This window comes from Bifidobacterium oedipodis, assembly GCF_012932425.1.
GTDB classification, from domain to species: domain Bacteria; phylum Actinomycetota; class Actinomycetes; order Actinomycetales; family Bifidobacteriaceae; genus Bifidobacterium; species Bifidobacterium oedipodis.
In genome coordinates this window covers 686,872-702,858 of the sequence record NZ_JAAIII010000001.1, presented here as the reverse complement: position 1 = coordinate 702,858, position 15,987 = coordinate 686,872, and the positions used below count along the sequence as shown (strand labels likewise).

Below are 15,987 nucleotides of genomic sequence, written 5' to 3'. Positions count from 1 at the left end.
TTGCGATCCCGGGAGACGTCTTGAGTCTGCTCTGCCGAGCCGTCGGAGTGTTACTACTGGTCATGTCGTTACTTGCCGCTGTGAAAAGCAATGCTCGACAAAAGCCTCTCCTTGCGATAGGGATTGGTGTAGCTGCGGGTTTGGCGGCTATTGCGTTGGTGATTATGCTTCTGTAACCCAAGTTGCTGAACCTGCCGATGGTTCATGCCCTGTTGGGGATGGCGGCATCCAGCTGCCAGTGCCGCTGTTCCGTGCGGATGGTGAAGCTGCCGCCGGCTTTTTCGATGATGGTGCGGTAACGGTTGAGGCCGCTGCCCGATCCAAGTTTCCCGTCATGTTCGGAGGTGGTGTCGCTGACGGAGATGTGGAGTTCTTCAGTGTCGAAGCCGATGGAGACGGCGTACCATTCGGCCGGGTCGGCGTGCTTGGCGATGTTCGCGTAGAGTTCCGTCAGCAATCCTGTGAGCAGTCGCATCATGCCGGGGGAGAGCGGATGATGGAACTCGCCGAGCAGGTTGTCGCCGGTGAAGCCGAGCGATTCGAGTTTTGTCTCCTCGTCGTCGATTAGGGATTGCAGCTCTGCCTGTTGTACGGTAACGGGATCGTCAGATGGAATTGGTGCTGGTGTTCCGTCTTGCGATTCCGACGGTTCCAGCGGCGAATGCTGTTCTGGCTGTGTTTCCAGTGAGTCGATGACTGCGTGCGTGTGGGTCATGGCGCGATCGGCCGCGTCGCGCAGTTCCCGAAGTTGCCGACGGTATTCATGTTCGCCGGCGGGCATGCCGCTGGTCTCGGTGTGGTCGATGCGCAGGATGAGATAGGCGAGGTCGTTGCTTATGGTGTCATGCAAATTGCGGGCCGTGTCCTCGCGTTCCTGCTGGCGACGCAGCAGATACGAGTCATGATCGCGCTGGCGCATCATGTGCAGCAACAGACCGGTCACTAGCGGGAAGCAATAGAACGCGAGATTCTGCAATGTCGCCACCAGAAGACGGCCGCTGCTCGGTTCGACGCCGAACGTGGTGGAGATGAGCAGTATGCCGGTGGCGATCGCGCCCGACCAGGTGTCCAGATAGGCGAGGAATCCCGTGCAGGTGATGATGACGGCAAGCGGTGTGATCATCGGCATCGCCAGCATGAGTATCTCTCCGGCCACGAGCGCCGCCCACAGGAACCATTGCGGGCGGAACATGCTGCCGAGCAGACCGACGAGCGTCACCAGGACCAGTGCAAGATGCTGCACGTTCACCGTTGCGGCGGCATCCGTCGCGGCCCGGGTCATGTATTCCGCGATGAGGGCCGCAGCCAGCAGCACGCATGACGCCGCGATGACCGGATGGCTGTTATCCGAGCCCAGCCGTCCAATAAATCGACTTACAGCAGATCGTATCTGGCGCATGCCTCCAGCACCTCCTTGCGGCTGGTCACGCCGAGCTTGTCGGCCGCGCGATGCACGTACGTGAACACGCTGCCCTTGGCAATGCCCAACCGCTGTGCGATCTCGTCGGTGGTGAGGCGCTGCGCGTACAGGCGCAGGATGTCCTTCTCACGAGACGACAATGAGTCTTTCATGTCCTCGGACATCTTCGCCGGCACCGTACTGGACAGCAGCGCATGCGCCGATGCCGCGTCACTGAAGCCCGCCTCGGCCTGCGTGGCGGTCGGTTCCCCTGCAGCCGCCTGACGCACGGCGTCGGCGATGTCGGTCTTGAGTCGTTCCTTGGCGAGCAGCCCCTGCGCGCCTGCTTTGATCGCCTCATCCCGGTAGACGTCCGTCGAATACGAGGTGACGCAGATGACGCCCACCTCGCCCGTCCTGCGCCGGATGCGCCGGCACACGTCCGCGCCCGTGATGCCACCCAACGCCATGTCCAATACGAGCACGTCCGGCCGTGTATGCGCGTTGTGGCAGTGTTCGATCGCCACCGCCGGCGACTCCGTGCTCCACACGACGTGAAAATCCCGAGTCATGGCCGCGATCATCGCGCACATCGCATCCAATGCGAACGGATCATTATCCAACACGCCGATGCGGATCGCGTTCGCCGCGTCCGGTTTGTTCCCAAGTCCCATGACACCCACTGTACCGCCGGCGGCCATCGGCTCCCCGGTATGAAACGGCACCGCTGTCATGCGTTTGCTTGACATGATGTTGCGGGTGCGATGCGCAGGGGTATGTAATGCATTGAGCTGGCCGGATCGGTCGCTTCGGTATCGATCGTCAGGACGGCTGTCATGTTCCCGGCACAAAGTTGGAGGGCGTCGTATGGGTAGGTCATCTCCGAATGGGTTCCGTGTCTCCATTGTCGTGGTGTCGTTGCTGTTGGGTGTGTTGTCTTCGTTTCTTGCGTGGGCTGTGTATTGGAGCGTTCTTGATTGGCGTGGATCGCAATGGGGCATGTCCGATGCGAAGACGCAACTGGTGTTGACCGCCTCGGCGGATGCCGGGCACGACGACGGGAAGAGTCTTGAGGCGACTCGTGATCTGGCCGAGTATCTTTCCGGTCATGGTATTTCCTTGGTGGAGGGTTCCGTGGGGGACGGTTGGCCGGCGATCGTGTTCCAGTCGTCGGGGTCCTCCATCGGATGGGCCGATGCGCTTCCGCAAGAATGCCGGAACATGAACAGTCGCGTGGCCTGTGTGATCGAGTCGTCGTTCTCGGCCGGGCAATGGCGTGAGCATGGGGATGCACCGCTATTGCCCGCCGGGTTTTCCGTCGGCGGTGTCGTCAGGGTTCCGGGGGTGAACGTCGGCGGCAACCTGCAGTATGTGCTCCCGTTGGGGGCGGTCTCCCTGTTTCCCGGCAGCGTGTATGTGAACACGAGCGACCCGCAGCGGCTCCGGGAGATCTCGGACCTGTTCGCGCGCTGCGGCATGGACGTGACCCGGCCGCAGGAGCAGTCGTTGCGGTCGTCCCTCGCCGGTGACTCCTTCGTGGGCATCACCTTGCTGTTTCTGGCACTGGCGTTGGTCTGCGCCTGCGTGTGCGTCATGACGATGGAGACGGCGAGGAAGGCGGACCTGCATGTCAGGCGGCTGTTCGGCGCCACTGGCAGGCAGGTGTGGGCGGGCCGGGTGCGTGAGGCCGTTGTCCCGATCGTGGCCGGCGTGTTGGCGGGAACCGCGTTGAGCGCCGTGCTCATCACCGTGGTGTCGGGCAGGACCGGCATCGGCCCGGCGGCCGCGTTCGCCGCAGCTTTTATCAGCGGCACGGTCCTGACGGCGCTTGTGACGGCGTTGGCTGAATGGCTCGGCATACGATCGAATGACGAGGTGGAACGATGATCCATGAACTGATGACCGGCGTCCGCATGGGATTGAGGCGATGGGGGTCGATCCTCGGCATCACGCTCCTCGTCGTTTTTGCGGGCAGCGTGTTCACGATGACGCTCAGCGATGTGCTGACCGAGTCCAGCGTGATCGGCGGCGAGGCTCGTCTGCGGGCCGTCGACGCGGTCACGTTCTCCCCGCAATACCTCCTGCAGTCCCCGAGCAAGACGAGCCCCAAAGTGGCGGATGGCCTGCGGGACATGCTGGAACAGGGCAGGGGGTACGCCGCGATCGTCAACAACGTCGAGATCGACGATCCCGGGTTCGCCAACGGCATACCGGCCATCGTCCTGATGGGCAACGTCGATGACGTGTTCCCCCGGCTGGGTTTGTGCGCCCATGCGCCCTGCGCGTCCGTCGGCTACCGGGTGGACCGGGCGCAGGCGCCAGACATCGTGCATATCGCCGGCGTCGACGTCAAGGTATCCGGCACGCTGCCGGCCTCGGCGGCCATATTCGACCCGAACACCGCCGGCATCAACCTGGACCGGACCATCGTCATCCGCCTCGACCCGGGCTCATTGAACCGGCTCAACGACATCGAACTCGAGGAGGCGGTGACCAAAACGGTCATGTTCAACCCGTCCCGGACCCAGCTCGACGGTTTCATCGCGGGAAGCCGCGACGCCGGCCTGATACTCGTGCCGCACCGATTGAACACGGAACAGCCCCAACGGGACAGGGACCTCATCGTGCGCGCGCTGATGTACCTGCTTGGACTGTCCGCCTTCCTCGCGCTCACCGTCATCGTGATCATCCAATCATTGTCCGTGACCCTCGCACGGGAGCGGCCGGCGATGCTCGTCCGCCGGCTCTACGGCGCCGCCGCCGTAGGCGAGGCGGTCCGAGTCGCCGGACTCATCCTCAGCATGCTGCTGCCCGCCGCCGTGGCATTGGCATGCTTCCAGCTGATAGGGGAACCGGTGGCCACCGCATCCCGGACGATGATCGCCGTCATCCTCGCCATGGCGATCCTGGTCTGGACGATCGCCGTGCGACGCGCAACCACACACATCCAATGAAAGAAGCAGCGACCATGCCACAGACGACCATAGACGCCAGAAACCTGACCAAACGATACACGGACGGGCAGGCGCAGCTCCTCGCCGTGCGCGACGTATCCCTGCACGCCTCGGCCGGGGAGTCGATCGCCATCATGGGACCGTCCGGATGCGGCAAATCCACCCTGCTGCGCATGATCGGACTGTCCATGAAACCCACCTCCGGCTCCCTGCTCCTGCAAGGGCACCCGGCCCCGGAAAACGACAAGGACCGGTCCGCATGGCGCAACCGCATATTCGGCTTCATCCCGCAGGACTACGCAATCCTCGAAGACGAGCCCGCATGGGCCAATGTCGCCATCCCCATGGAATACGCGAAACCCAAGATCAAGCGCGCCGAACGCAAGCAACGCGCCACGGCCGCGCTGGAACAAGTCGGGCTCGCCGGCAAGGCGCGACGCATGCCCAAGCAACTGTCCGGCGGCGAACGGCAACGCATCGCCATCGCCAGGGCGACCGTGATGCACCCGGCCATCATCATCGCCGACGAACCCACCGCAGCACTCGACACGCACACCGCCGACACCATCATGACCATGCTCCTCGCGCAATGCAGGCAAGGCGCCACGCTTATCCTCGCCACGCACGACCCACGAGTCGCAGCCCAATGCGACACCACCCTCACCATGCGAGACGGCGCGTTCCTCTGAAGAAACGGCAACGTCATGTCATGCGTTTGCTTGACATGACGTTGCGATTGCGGAGCGTGCATGGATTCAATGAATGCCTGATCTGAAAGGATCTCCCATGAAGGATCTGCTTATCATCGATATGCTGCCCACATACGGGCTACTGTGCTGCCTGCTGGTTAGCATTTGCATCACGCTGGCGTTTCGCTGGCTTGCGAATGCGTGCGAAGACCGGCGAAGACTGCGTTTCGCCGTCATCGCGCTACTGGTTGGCTCGCTATCTGTTGCCCTGCTTACCGGCTGCGTGTACACCATCGCTATGCCATACGCACAACCGGACATGGTTGATTTCTACCGCACATACCGTCCCGCTGCGTTCGTGTTCCTCATGGGACTGTTCTGCGTGCAGTCCGTGTTCGGCGTCGCCGCCGTGCAAGCGCCCCTTAACCGGCATAATGCCGGAAAAGGACCCGATCATGCCCATCATTACTGATTATCTTGCCGGCATGACGATTCACATCGTCGCGGTCGAACCACGATGGCTTACAAAGAAAGCGTAAGAGCCAACGTTCGGAATATCCCTACGTCGTCCCCTATATCCTGGAACGGTGATTAGGGGCTGAATCAGGGGCGGTACAGGCATGTTCAGTGATTCGGTGAACGCACACTGGAATCGTATTGGACGTGGGTATATGGCGGGCGCAAGGCGGCGCCTCGCCGAGGGGAAGAAGGCATGATCATGGTCAATCAACAGCATTCACGGCAGTGTCGTACCGCGTATGCCTCTGAGACACGCGAATCTTGTACTGTGGTGGATTCCGCGGGCGGCGCATGTCCCGGACGGCAGGTCACGCTGTCTATCGTCGTGCCTTGCCATAACGAGGAGGAATGCCTGCCATTATTCCTGTCGTCCGCCGCGCAGGCTGTCCGCGAGATCACAGCGGGGTATCCCGGTACGACGGTCGAACTGGTGCTGGTCGACGACGGTTCCACGGACGGCACCGCGGCGCTGCTGCAGCGTGCGGCGGAAGGCGACGACGGGCACGCCGCCTTACCGTTTGCGATTCGTTGGCTGTCATTGTCTCGTAATTTCGGCAAGGAAGGCGCGCTGCTCGCCGGACTGGATGCCGCACAAGGTGATGTCGTGGCGGTGATGGACGCCGATCTGCAGGACCCGCCGTCATTGCTGCCGCGCATGTTCGCGATGCTGGCCGACGACCCGACGCTCGACTGCGTGGCGACGCGACGCACCACACGCGCGGGCGAGCCGCCGATCCGATCCCTGTGCGCGCATGCGTTTTATCGTCTGATGAACGCCATGTCGCCGGTCGCAGTGCCTGATGGCGCGCGCGACTACCGCATGATGCGACGCCGGGTCGTCGACGCATTGACGTCGCTGACCGAACGCAACCGGTTCTCCAAGGGACTGTACGCGTGGGTGGGATTCCACACGGCGTGGATCGACTATCCGAACACGCGCCGGGCCGCGGGCAAGTCCAGCTGGAACTTCTTCGCATTGGTTCGCTATGCGATCGAGGGACTGATTTCATGCTCCACCGTACCGCTGGCCGTGGCCTCGTACATCGGATTGCTATTGTGCGTCGTCGCGTTCGGCGCGACCTGTTTCATCGCGGTTCGCGCGGCCGTGTTCGGCGACCCGGTGGCTGGCTGGCCGTCGCTTGCGTGCATCATCACGTTCATCGGCGGATTGCAGCTGATGTGCCTGGGCATCATCGGCCGGTATCTGGCGAACACGTACCTCGAATCCAAACGCCGGCCGAACTACATCGTGCGCGACGGCAACATCAACGTCCGCGATGCCGACAATACCCGTTTCGGCCGTCCGGCGCATGACGGGGAGATACCGGCATGACCAAGATGAAGGATAAAGCCGTCGCTCCGAATGCCGAACGTGCCTGTGAAAGCACCGATGATGGACATGCCGGTTGGATCGTATCCGCCATCCGCAGCTCGATCCCCGCACTGGCCGCCTGCTGCGCACTGGCGACGACCGTGTTGAGCTGGCTGATGGGCCGCAACCAGTCATTGTGGTTCGACGAACAGTATTCGCTGATCCTGGCAGATCGGCCTGTGCGGAAGCTGGTCGCGCTCACCGCCGTCGATGCGCATCCGCCGCTGTACTATTTGCTGCTCAAGGAATGGATGCCCGTCGCCGGCGGCAATATCGCGCTGCTGCGACTGCCGAATTGCGTATGTCTTGGTCTTGCCGTGTTCGTGCTGATCATGCTGATGCGCGATTTGTTCGGCGACCATGCCGCTGCGGCGTGCATGCCGATGCTGGTGTGCGGCGGATTCATGCTGCGCTACGGCTATGAACTGCGCATGTACTCGCCGGCGATGCTGCTGACCGTGGCCGGCACGGCGATGCTGATGCGCGCGGCCGGGTTGATCGAGCCGTTCAACCGTCGGCATAGCGTTGCGGATGCGGGTGAGACCGACGGGCATGATGGTCGGCAGGGAGACCGTTGCCGGTCGCACGATCGCCGTCGCCGCATCGCATGGTGGTGCGCGTATGCCGTGACCGTCGCGCTCGGCATGCTGACGTTGTATCTGACCGCATTCGTATGGCTGACGCATGCGATCTGGCTCGCCGCGAGCTCATGGCGCATGCGCCGACTGTCCGCGTGGTGTTGGCTGCTCGCCTATGCCGCATCGGCTGTGCTGTTTTTACCGTGGATGCCGGCGCTGCTGGGTCAGCTCAGCGCAAGCTCCGTGCTGCCTCCGGTTCGCCGACGCGCGAACATGTCCGGCGTGGCCAACGCGGTCGACATCATGCTGCTCGGCATGACGGAAACGGAACTGCCGTCGATCGTCTCGCTGCTGGTCGCGGCCACAATGACATCGATCGCCGGCGTGCTCATTGCGGAACAACTGCTTCACGCGCGGTCCGACAACCAATCCCCGGCATCACAGCAGTTCACTGCAGCCGCACAACTAATCGTCATGTTGTTCGCCGTGCCGGCGGCGTCGCTGATGATCTGGTCCGCCGTCAAGGAACTGTTCAGCGGCGGATACGGCATGTTCTCCGTACGCTATCTGGGTGTAGTCGCGCCGTTCTTTTATGCCGCGCTCGCGCTGGCGTGCGTGATCGCCTATCGGCTACGTGGTCGCGCCGCAATGATCTTCTATGTTGCGATGATCGCGATGCTGGCCGCCGGAACGATCGTGTACGGCGTACGCGGCAACCATAGTTTCGACCGCAACGATACGCCCGGATCGGCCGCACTCAGCCAGCAGGTTGTCTGTTCTGCCGCGCAGCCGATCGTTGCGCAGGACGAGTACACGTACATCGACGCGTACTGGTACTACCGCGACTGCCCGTACTACTACTTCCTCGACACCGACGACGTCCCCACGCGAGGCGGATACGCGCCGCTGCACGGCTCCACCGCCCAGTTAAGAACCATCGGCGATCTCAATGCGGATCAATTCACCTTGTTGTCATGGTCGACGACCCGCCACTACGACAGGCTCCTCGGCGACGCGGCAGACCAATGGACGCAAAACAGCATCATTAAGCGCGATGCGAACGCGGCCGTCACCTACCATCGATGATCCCAACAGCAAATCAACGATTCGCAACATCTGCCGATTTGATTGACATCATGGCCGGCGATCACGGAACAGTATGACGTTGATGCACACGATAAGTCCATACTGAACGAATGGCATAACAGTTGTCGCCAGTAGCTGATCCATCTAATTGTCATCGCCGTTAGCAATGCGATAAGTAGACATGCTGCGGTCGATCCGACAAATAGTCTATCTGCGTAGGCACTGGCCCAACGGAGGTAACGGACATGGAATCCAGTTGCGATGCTGAGCCAATCGAGGTCGCATTTGCTACGAGCGCCCGTGGTTCCGCGTCATCTACCGTCACATCGGCATCGGTCAACGGTTCAAACAATGCGCTGAGTTGCCGCTGCGTGAGTCCGAACTGTTCGCCGATCTCACGGCGCGATACCCCGTAGTCGCGGGTGTAGTCCTGCACGAGCGGTCGCACGGCGTCCAACGCTCTGGTGAAATCGGTGAGTGCATCGTACAGCGCCGCGGTACGATTCTCCCGTTCCTTGAGCTGAGCCCTGTATTCTTCAAGTGATTTGCGTACCCAGTCGGCGCGTTCCTTGCGACGGTTTCCGACGGCCATCCTCGCCTCCTTTGGCTGCGCGCTCGTGCCGCAACGTGATTATCCTTGCGCGACCATCAGCGCTGTAATGATGCGGTTCAATCGCCGGTGTCGGCGTTAGGAATCGAGGTTAGTCATGGCGTGTTCAGGTGGTGGTCCCGGATTGATTTTTGAGTCAGGTCGGGGAATAGCAAGCATTGCAACCGTACGCACGGTTGCGTGGATTCCCTGTAGAGCATCCGCTGCGGGACACCCGCGACCCGATAGGCGATGGCCATGAGCTGGCAGGACTCGCACCCCAATCGCTGTCGTCGCAAGACGGTCACGTTCACTCCCGACGAGTGGGCCGAGGCGAATCGTTTCTACCAGCGGGTGAAACGGTCTCGCGGCGGCGTACTGTCGTTTTCGGCCCATGCCCGCGCGCTGCTGATCGACGCGCATACGGTCATGGTCACGGTCGCATTGGATCCCGGCATGGTTCGCGCGGACATGGCGCGTATAGGCAACAACATCAACCAGATCGCCCATGTGGCGAACGCGACCGGGCTGATCACGAGCGGCGATATGACGCGCGTGCTGGACGGCCAGCGCGAGCTGACGGCGTTGCTACTGCGCATGTGCCGGGAGCGTGACGAAGCGGTGGAGGCGGCGCGATGGCGGTCGTCAACATGAGTCAGATCACCGTCACCCTGCACAAGGCAATCGCCTATATCGCCAATCCCGACAAGACCGAACATGGCGCTCTGGTCTCGGCGAACTTCAGCGACGATGCGACGAATCCCGCGGAGTTGGCGCGGCGCATGATGGCCACGGTCGAACAATCGGCCGGCGGGAATCGAGCCAACGGCGTGCTTGCGCATCATGTGATCCAATCGTTCAGCCCGGAGGACAGCCGACGCGTGACCGCGCGGGAATTGCATGAGTTGGGCATACGGTTCGCCGACGAGTTCACCGGCGGCGAATACCGGTACGTGATCGCCACGCACGTCGATCGCGGGCACACGCATAACCACATCATCATCTGCGCAGCCAGTGACGTGACATTCCATAAGATGCGAACCAAACCGGGAGCGACAATACGCAGACTGCGCGAGATCAGTGACCGGCTGTGCCGGGAATCCGGACTGAACGTGCTGCCCGAACCGAAACCGGCACGAGAGCGGCGCCGTCATGGCGTGAGCTTCGCGGAACTGTATGCGTCGGCGAAAGGCGACGCGGTCAAGGATCGGATTCGCGCCGCGATCGACACGGCCGCAGGCGCCTCCACCGATTTCGATTCGTTTGTGCGAGAGCTGAACAATGCCGGCGTGACTGTCGTCGTGCGTGGCCGGCACTTGACGTTTACGGACATGGCGAGCGGACTGCGGGTGCGCGACGTGAAACTGGGACGCGCCTACGACGAGCTGAACGTTATGGCCCGCATCGGCCGGCATACGGTCATGCCGATCAGCTTCAACCGACGGATGATCGCCGAACAAACCGACAACGCGGTACGCGTGTGGCTGCCCGGCACGAGACGACGACTGCTGATCACGATTCCGTTGACACGTATTGTGCGCGACGGGGACACGTATCGCGCGTACCTGCCGGCGGCATCGCAGCAGGTCGTCACGGGACGGCGAGGCCGTTACGCCAAGCAGGTGCGTGTGGAGGACCTGTACGGGTACTTCTCCCGTCCACCCACACGGCTGGAGCCCGCTGTGCATGAGCGGATGACGGTCGCGATCGGCAAATCGGATGCGCAGCGCCGCTGGTATGCGATGCAGGCGCGACGACTCGATGAGCTGAACCGGCTGGCGGACGAGTTGAATACGGCCGGCCGTCTTGCTGCCAGTGGTGCCGCGGTGGATGATGCGATCGCCGAAACGACGCGGCGCATCGAGGAGGAGCGGGAAGCGTTTCAGGCGGCGTTGGTCGCGGTCTGCGACACGGACGGCGGCGGGCCGCTGTCTGACGATGCCGTAGTCGAACTGCGGGAGCGTGAACGCAGACTCGACGAGTTGGCCCGCGAACTGGACACGTTGCGTCGCGTGCGTGCTCAGGCTCAGCATGTCAAGCAGCGGCGGCACATCCGCCAACCCGAATAGATGCGGTTCATATATGGAAAGGATCAACGATGATCGAGGAACGATTGGAAGACACTGGTCGGCAGATCGCTATGGGAGTCAGCCGTGCCGGTGGCGGTTTCGCGCTGCGGGTCGGAGAGAAGACCGCCGGCTGGTTTCTGCGATTGGGCGGGCGTGGCTTGTCGGCGATGCGCGGCGTGATACGGAGAGGCCGCGATACCGGGAGGATGAGCGAGAAACGGTTGCAGCGCCTGGCCGGCGGTGACGTTCACGCGGTCGAGTTGGAGCGGCATCAGGCGCGTGCGGTGGCGCGCAGCCTGCGCCGTGCGGGCGTGCGGTATTCGGTGGAGCGTGACGGCCAGTCAACGTGGATTCATTTCGAGGGACGTGATCTCGACCATGTGACGCACGCGGTGCGGAGGGCGCTGCAGGATGTCGGCTATGAACTGCGGATCGACGGCCGGCAGCCGGCCGAGCGGCGCGGAAGCGAGAACACTCAGCCGCAGCAGGCAACGGAACTGGACCGGGACGAACCGCAGGAGCCTGCGCCGGCGGAACCCGAGCGATCATCACCAACGCATCGCGATGCCGCTCAGTCGGAATCGCGTGTCCCGACCGCAACGGCCGAGCAGCGCGACGAGGCATCCCCGGAAGTCGCGGCGGAACAATCCACACAGCCGATACCGGACGATGGTCAACCGCCGCAATCCCCGGCCGTATCACCACTGACTGCACATGGCGAGACTGAGACCGTTGCCGATGAGACCAATCGCCGGACCGTGCCAGAACCTGCTCCGTCAGAGCCGCGTGCTCCGGTCTCGCCGAAACCTGCTGTGAGATGTGGAGAACGGAAAATCAGCCGGCGCGACACACTCGCGGAACTTCGCGCGCGGATCGAGCGCAAACTCGCGGGCAAGCCGGTGCGGCCGGTTGCAACGCGGAAACCCGACCGCTCTCGAACCAGATAGGAGTTTTCAGGATGGGAACGAAACGATACATGATCGTACGCGGCGAACTCCTCGCCGACCCGGTGTTCACGGTTTCCGACACGGGCGGCGAACTGGTGCGGCTGAGGATCGGCGTACGCATGCCGAACGGTTTGGCCGAGCCGGTGATCGCGCAGGGCGGCTCCGTGATGCCTGCGTATTGTCGGGAGCAGCGGTTGGAACAAGGCGACCTGATCGTGGCAAGCGGCTGGGCCGATGCCGGCAACACCTCCCATGACATCGCCAACGCCGAAGTTCGGGTGAACGCGGACATGATCGCCGCCTCCACGTCAATGAACTGGAAGGAGCCGGCATGATTGAGCGGAACATGCCGATGACGCTCACACGGCTTGACCGACTGTTGTGCGGAGATCGTGAGGCATCCAGCATTGAATGGCGCGGAACGAACATGCTCATCATCGACTATGCGGATAACTCTGTGGATAACTTTCGTGAGATAGCGTCTGGAACAGGAGGAACAGCGGCGGAGGACATAGGTGCCGGTTCGTCAAACGGTGGCCGTCGAATCTCCGTCACGCCACTCGCAGTCACAGAACCATTGCCGAATACGACGGAATCTCAGGCCGCATCCCAACCGAATCGGGATGCTGCACCGCTTACTCGTGAGATGGTGCTGGAATCACTAAGGCGGCGCACCAATGAGCGACTACAGCGCAAACAGTCGGAGCAGCGTGCGCGAATAACGGAAGGTACGGTGCGATGAAACGTTTCCCCGTAATCTGTCTGACGATATTGTCCGCCTGCCTGCTGTTCTATCTCGGCAATCGCGTGTGCCTGCAAGTGCGCGGCGACATGACGGCCGGCCTGCCCGCCAGCGAGATCATCGACCGGATATTCGTCGGGATAGCGGAGCGCCCGCTGTTTCTGTCCCTGCACCGAGCCGATCTTATTGCCGGACTGGGCGCGGTGATTGCGATAGGCCTGATCTGGCTATACCGATGGTCGATGCGCCGCGACCTGCGAGAGGGCGAGGAGCACGGTTCGGCCAAGTGGGGCACACCGGCCGATATCCGTCCGTTCCGGCAAGGCGGGCGACATGACCTGCTGATGACCGCGACGGAATCGTTGGGCATCGATGGGCGGGTGACACGACGCAACTTGAACGTGCTGGTAATTGGCTCGTCCGGTTCCGGCAAGACCAGACGGTATGTGCTGCCGAACCTGAGGCAGGCGAACATGTCGTATGCGATCACCGATCCCAAAGGCGAGATCCAGAACGCGGTCGGCGAGCTGCTGCGTGGCAAAGGCTATGCGATCCACTGTCTGAATCTTATCGACCTTGAACGCTCGGACCGGTTCAATCCGATGCGCTATCTCAACCCGTCCGACCCCGAGGCCGGCATTCTGCGCCTGACGGAAAACATCATCACGAACACGGCCGGCGACAACAGGCAGCCCGGCAACGGCGACGGGTTCTGGGAACGCGCCGAACGCAACCTGTTGAACGCGCTCATCGCATGGGTACGGTTCGCCGAGGACGAGCCGGACCTGAACCGGGTCACGGACATGCTCGATCAGATGGAAGCCAGCGAAGCGGACGAGACCATGCAATCCGACGTGGACCTCATGTTCGACGCGGCACGTGAACTCGTCGCCGAATACCACGCAGACCCCGGCCGACATGACGTCGAATCACGACAGACACTGGAGGGTTTGGACTTCGCCGCACGCCAGTACCGCAAATTCCAGCAGGGGGCGGGAGAGACGAAGAAGTCGATCATCATTTCGCTGGGCGTCAGGCTTGCCCCATTGCAGGTCGGCAGCGTGCGACGCATACTGTCCGGCGACGACATGCGACTGGACAAGATCGCATTGCGGCCGACCGCCGTGTTCCTCGCCCTGCCGGACACGGAGAACACATTCTCGTTCCTCGCGGCGATCCTTTACCAATGCCTGTTCGAGTCCAACGTGTACCAAGCCGATCATGCGGGCGGCGGCAGTCATCGTCTGCCGGTGCACTGCTTCCTTGACGAGTTCGCGAACGTCGGTCGCATCCCCAACTTCCAGCGGCTTATCGCCACCATTCGTAGCCGCAAAATCTCCTGCTCGGTCATCATCCAGAACTACGCGCAGGGCAAGGCCATGTACCGCGACGATTGGGAGACCATCGTCGGCAACTGCGACTCGATGCTGTTCCTCGGCGGCACCGAAACCAGCACGCTCGAATGGGTGTCCAAACGGCTTGGCTCGCAGACCATCGACGTCATGGATGACAGCGAAAGCAAGGGCATCAACGGTTCATACACAACGAGCTGGCGGCGCACCAAACGCGAGCTCCTGCAACCCGACGAGCTCGGCCTGCTGCCCACCGACGAGTGCATCTACATTCTGCGCGGCGTCCGTCCGTTCCGCAGCCGCAAGATACCGATGTGACTTGCCTCGGCGCAGCGTGACAAGCGGACGCGCCAGTAGTGTTTCTTTGTTTCTTTACATACATAAATACAGAAAAACTACTGGCCGGCACGGAGGTTATCCGCCACGCCGATTTTTGGATTGTCTGGCGGAGATGTGTATCTTAGTGCTGTTGCCCCTTTAGCTCAACGGTTAGAGCAGCATCCTTTTAAGTTGTGGGTTGTGGGTTCGAATCCCACAGGGGGCACAGTTCAACCCTTGGAAGCCAACGTTTCCAAGGGTTTTTCTGTTTCTGTACGACTACTGAAAGCAAGAATGCCGGCTCAAGGAGCCGGCATTCCGAAGTCACAGACGGGACTCACCCCGTCCAGGCATATTTAATCGTACCAGAAAAACTGTCTTGAAGAAACCTCTGAGCGGGTGGCTTTGTCACTTGGCAGAAAGGATCGTGTTCAATTCTCTGGCAGCGCGACGTAGCGCCGCCGTATCTATCCAGTTGTGGGTGAACGCGGGGTTGATTGAGTTCAACAGGGACATGGACGTACCGATGATTTTGTTGACATTGCGCGCTTCCTTGTACAGGTTGTCGTAATGCGCTTCGTTGTTTCGTACCCTACGGATGTACTGCAGCCCAAGAGAAGTTTTGATGCGTCCAGTTTCCCCATCAGACGCATAAGGAAAAGCATTCCGAGTGGCTGTCATCCACAACTCTTGCTGGTCCAAAGTCTTTTCGCTGGTTTCCGGGTTTCCTATCAGCTTGACCCAAGTGCCCCACATCAACTGGGAGAGCACGTCGTCATGGATGACTTCCGCATTAACACGGTGACTACCACGGCGTACTCGCTGACGAGCATCGGCTCGTGCACGATCATTGGCATCATGAAGTGTCCCTCGGATGAGTCTGTTGACCAGATCCGGGGCGTTGCCCGGAAGACACCAGTCCTGTGATCCTTTTTCCCGGAAGGATAGTTCGCGTAGTTGACGATCCAGTGTGTTGCGCACGGCAAGCTCCACATAGCCAAGCTGCGAATGGAGTATGCCGGCGAATCGTTGGTTCCACTGGCATAAGGCTATGGCAAGATCAACATCGTCGGCGGCATCATCAAGATATCGTCCAAAGCGAGCCTGGCCAAGCAGTGCCGCTACCTCATCGGCCCGATTGCGGCGCTCCAGATCTGTTCCTGAAGAGGTATGGCTGGAGCCATTACTACCTTGCGCATTATCTATTGCGTCGGGCCTGACCATATCTGACCTCCAGATTCGATGTGATGATAAATATCAAGGATAGCGTTACCTTCGGCGCCTCCTGCCATGTCCAGATATTGTGACGATCCGCTGGGCAAAGGTAAACCGTCGGCATATCGGGGATATGCCGACGGTCTGGATGGATTAAC

The 15,987-nt window shown here is 61.5% G+C and carries 16 protein-coding genes and 1 tRNA gene; 13 read left to right on the top strand and 4 right to left on the bottom strand.

Translation table 11 applies throughout. The features are described 5' to 3' along the window. Positions 1-202 precede the first annotated feature (202 nt). Both G1C95_RS03005 and G1C95_RS03000 read right to left on the bottom strand, forming a co-directional pair. Positions 203-1,399, bottom strand: coding sequence for a histidine kinase (locus G1C95_RS03005; RefSeq protein ID WP_236036893.1), 1,197 nt, complete (start codon positions 1,397-1,399; stop codon positions 203-205). Beyond that, positions 1,375-2,133: a response regulator gene (locus G1C95_RS03000; protein WP_240947378.1), complete on the bottom strand. Its 759-nt coding sequence runs from the start codon at positions 2,131-2,133 to the stop codon at positions 1,375-1,377. Before G1C95_RS03000 ends, G1C95_RS03005 begins: the two co-directional genes overlap by 25 nt. A 265-nt stretch (positions 2,134-2,398) precedes the next feature. Here G1C95_RS03000 and G1C95_RS02995 point away from each other — a divergent pair, with 265 nt between their 5' ends. The 6 genes from G1C95_RS02995 (at position 2,399) to G1C95_RS02970 (ending at position 8,597) form a co-directional block, all read left to right on the top strand. After that, entirely contained in the window at positions 2,399-3,286 is an 888-nt protein-coding gene (locus tag G1C95_RS02995) for an ABC transporter permease (protein WP_169171427.1), read from the top strand. After that, on the top strand, positions 3,283-4,353 hold the full coding sequence (locus G1C95_RS02990; RefSeq protein WP_169171426.1) for a hypothetical protein: 1,071 nt from the start codon (positions 3,283-3,285) through the stop codon (positions 4,351-4,353). The genes G1C95_RS02995 and G1C95_RS02990 overlap by 4 nt, the downstream gene beginning before the upstream one ends. Before the next feature lie 14 nt (positions 4,354-4,367). Then, a complete protein-coding gene (locus tag G1C95_RS02985; RefSeq protein ID WP_169171425.1) occupies positions 4,368-5,042 on the top strand; it encodes an ABC transporter ATP-binding protein in 675 nt (224 codons plus the stop codon). A gap of 97 nt (positions 5,043-5,139) precedes the next feature. Then, the gene (locus G1C95_RS02980) at positions 5,140-5,514 is read left to right on the top strand and encodes a hypothetical protein (protein ID WP_169171424.1); all 375 of its coding nucleotides are present in this window, start codon (positions 5,140-5,142) and stop codon (positions 5,512-5,514) included. 246 nt (positions 5,515-5,760) lie between these two features. Next, positions 5,761-6,894, top strand: a complete 1,134-nt coding sequence (locus tag G1C95_RS02975; RefSeq protein ID WP_169171423.1) for a glycosyltransferase family 2 protein — start codon at positions 5,761-5,763, stop codon at positions 6,892-6,894. Next, on the top strand, positions 6,891-8,597 hold the full coding sequence (locus G1C95_RS02970; protein WP_169171422.1) for a glycosyltransferase family 39 protein: 1,707 nt from the start codon (positions 6,891-6,893) through the stop codon (positions 8,595-8,597). Before G1C95_RS02975 ends, G1C95_RS02970 begins: the two co-directional genes overlap by 4 nt. A 160-nt stretch (positions 8,598-8,757) precedes the next feature. Here G1C95_RS02970 and G1C95_RS02965 read toward each other — a convergent pair whose 3' ends face one another. Next, complete coding sequence (locus tag G1C95_RS02965) at positions 8,758-9,189, bottom strand: hypothetical protein (RefSeq protein ID WP_169171421.1); 432 nt, start codon at positions 9,187-9,189, stop codon at positions 8,758-8,760. 255 nt (positions 9,190-9,444) lie between these two features. Here G1C95_RS02965 and G1C95_RS02960 point away from each other — a divergent pair, with 255 nt between their 5' ends. From G1C95_RS02960 to G1C95_RS02930, 7 genes are all read left to right on the top strand, one after another. Further along, complete coding sequence (locus G1C95_RS02960; protein WP_169171420.1) at positions 9,445-9,840, top strand: MobC family plasmid mobilization relaxosome protein; 396 nt, start codon at positions 9,445-9,447, stop codon at positions 9,838-9,840. Beyond that, positions 9,822-11,255, top strand: coding sequence for a relaxase/mobilization nuclease domain-containing protein (locus G1C95_RS02955; RefSeq protein WP_169171419.1), 1,434 nt, complete (start codon positions 9,822-9,824; stop codon positions 11,253-11,255). Before G1C95_RS02960 ends, G1C95_RS02955 begins: the two co-directional genes overlap by 19 nt. Positions 11,256-11,284: 29 nt before the next feature. After that, a complete protein-coding gene (locus G1C95_RS02950; protein WP_169171418.1) occupies positions 11,285-12,202 on the top strand; it encodes a DUF3801 domain-containing protein in 918 nt (305 codons plus the stop codon). Positions 12,203-12,213: 11 nt separating this feature from the next. Continuing rightward, positions 12,214-12,537: a hypothetical protein gene (locus G1C95_RS02945; RefSeq protein ID WP_169171417.1), complete on the top strand. Its 324-nt coding sequence runs from the start codon at positions 12,214-12,216 to the stop codon at positions 12,535-12,537. After that, complete coding sequence (locus tag G1C95_RS02940; RefSeq protein WP_169171416.1) at positions 12,534-12,944, top strand: hypothetical protein; 411 nt, start codon at positions 12,534-12,536, stop codon at positions 12,942-12,944. The genes G1C95_RS02945 and G1C95_RS02940 overlap by 4 nt, the downstream gene beginning before the upstream one ends. Continuing rightward, positions 12,941-14,614, top strand: coding sequence for a VirD4-like conjugal transfer protein, CD1115 family (locus G1C95_RS02935; RefSeq protein ID WP_169171415.1), 1,674 nt, complete (start codon positions 12,941-12,943; stop codon positions 14,612-14,614). Before G1C95_RS02940 ends, G1C95_RS02935 begins: the two co-directional genes overlap by 4 nt. Positions 14,615-14,767: 153 nt before the next feature. Then, a tRNA-Lys gene (locus tag G1C95_RS02930) sits at positions 14,768-14,840 on the top strand. Positions 14,841-15,022: 182 nt separating this feature from the next. Here the strand turns inward: G1C95_RS02930 and G1C95_RS02925 are convergent. Further along, positions 15,023-15,838: a hypothetical protein gene (locus G1C95_RS02925; RefSeq protein WP_169171414.1), complete on the bottom strand. Its 816-nt coding sequence runs from the start codon at positions 15,836-15,838 to the stop codon at positions 15,023-15,025. Between the last annotated feature and the right edge of the window lie 149 nt (positions 15,839-15,987).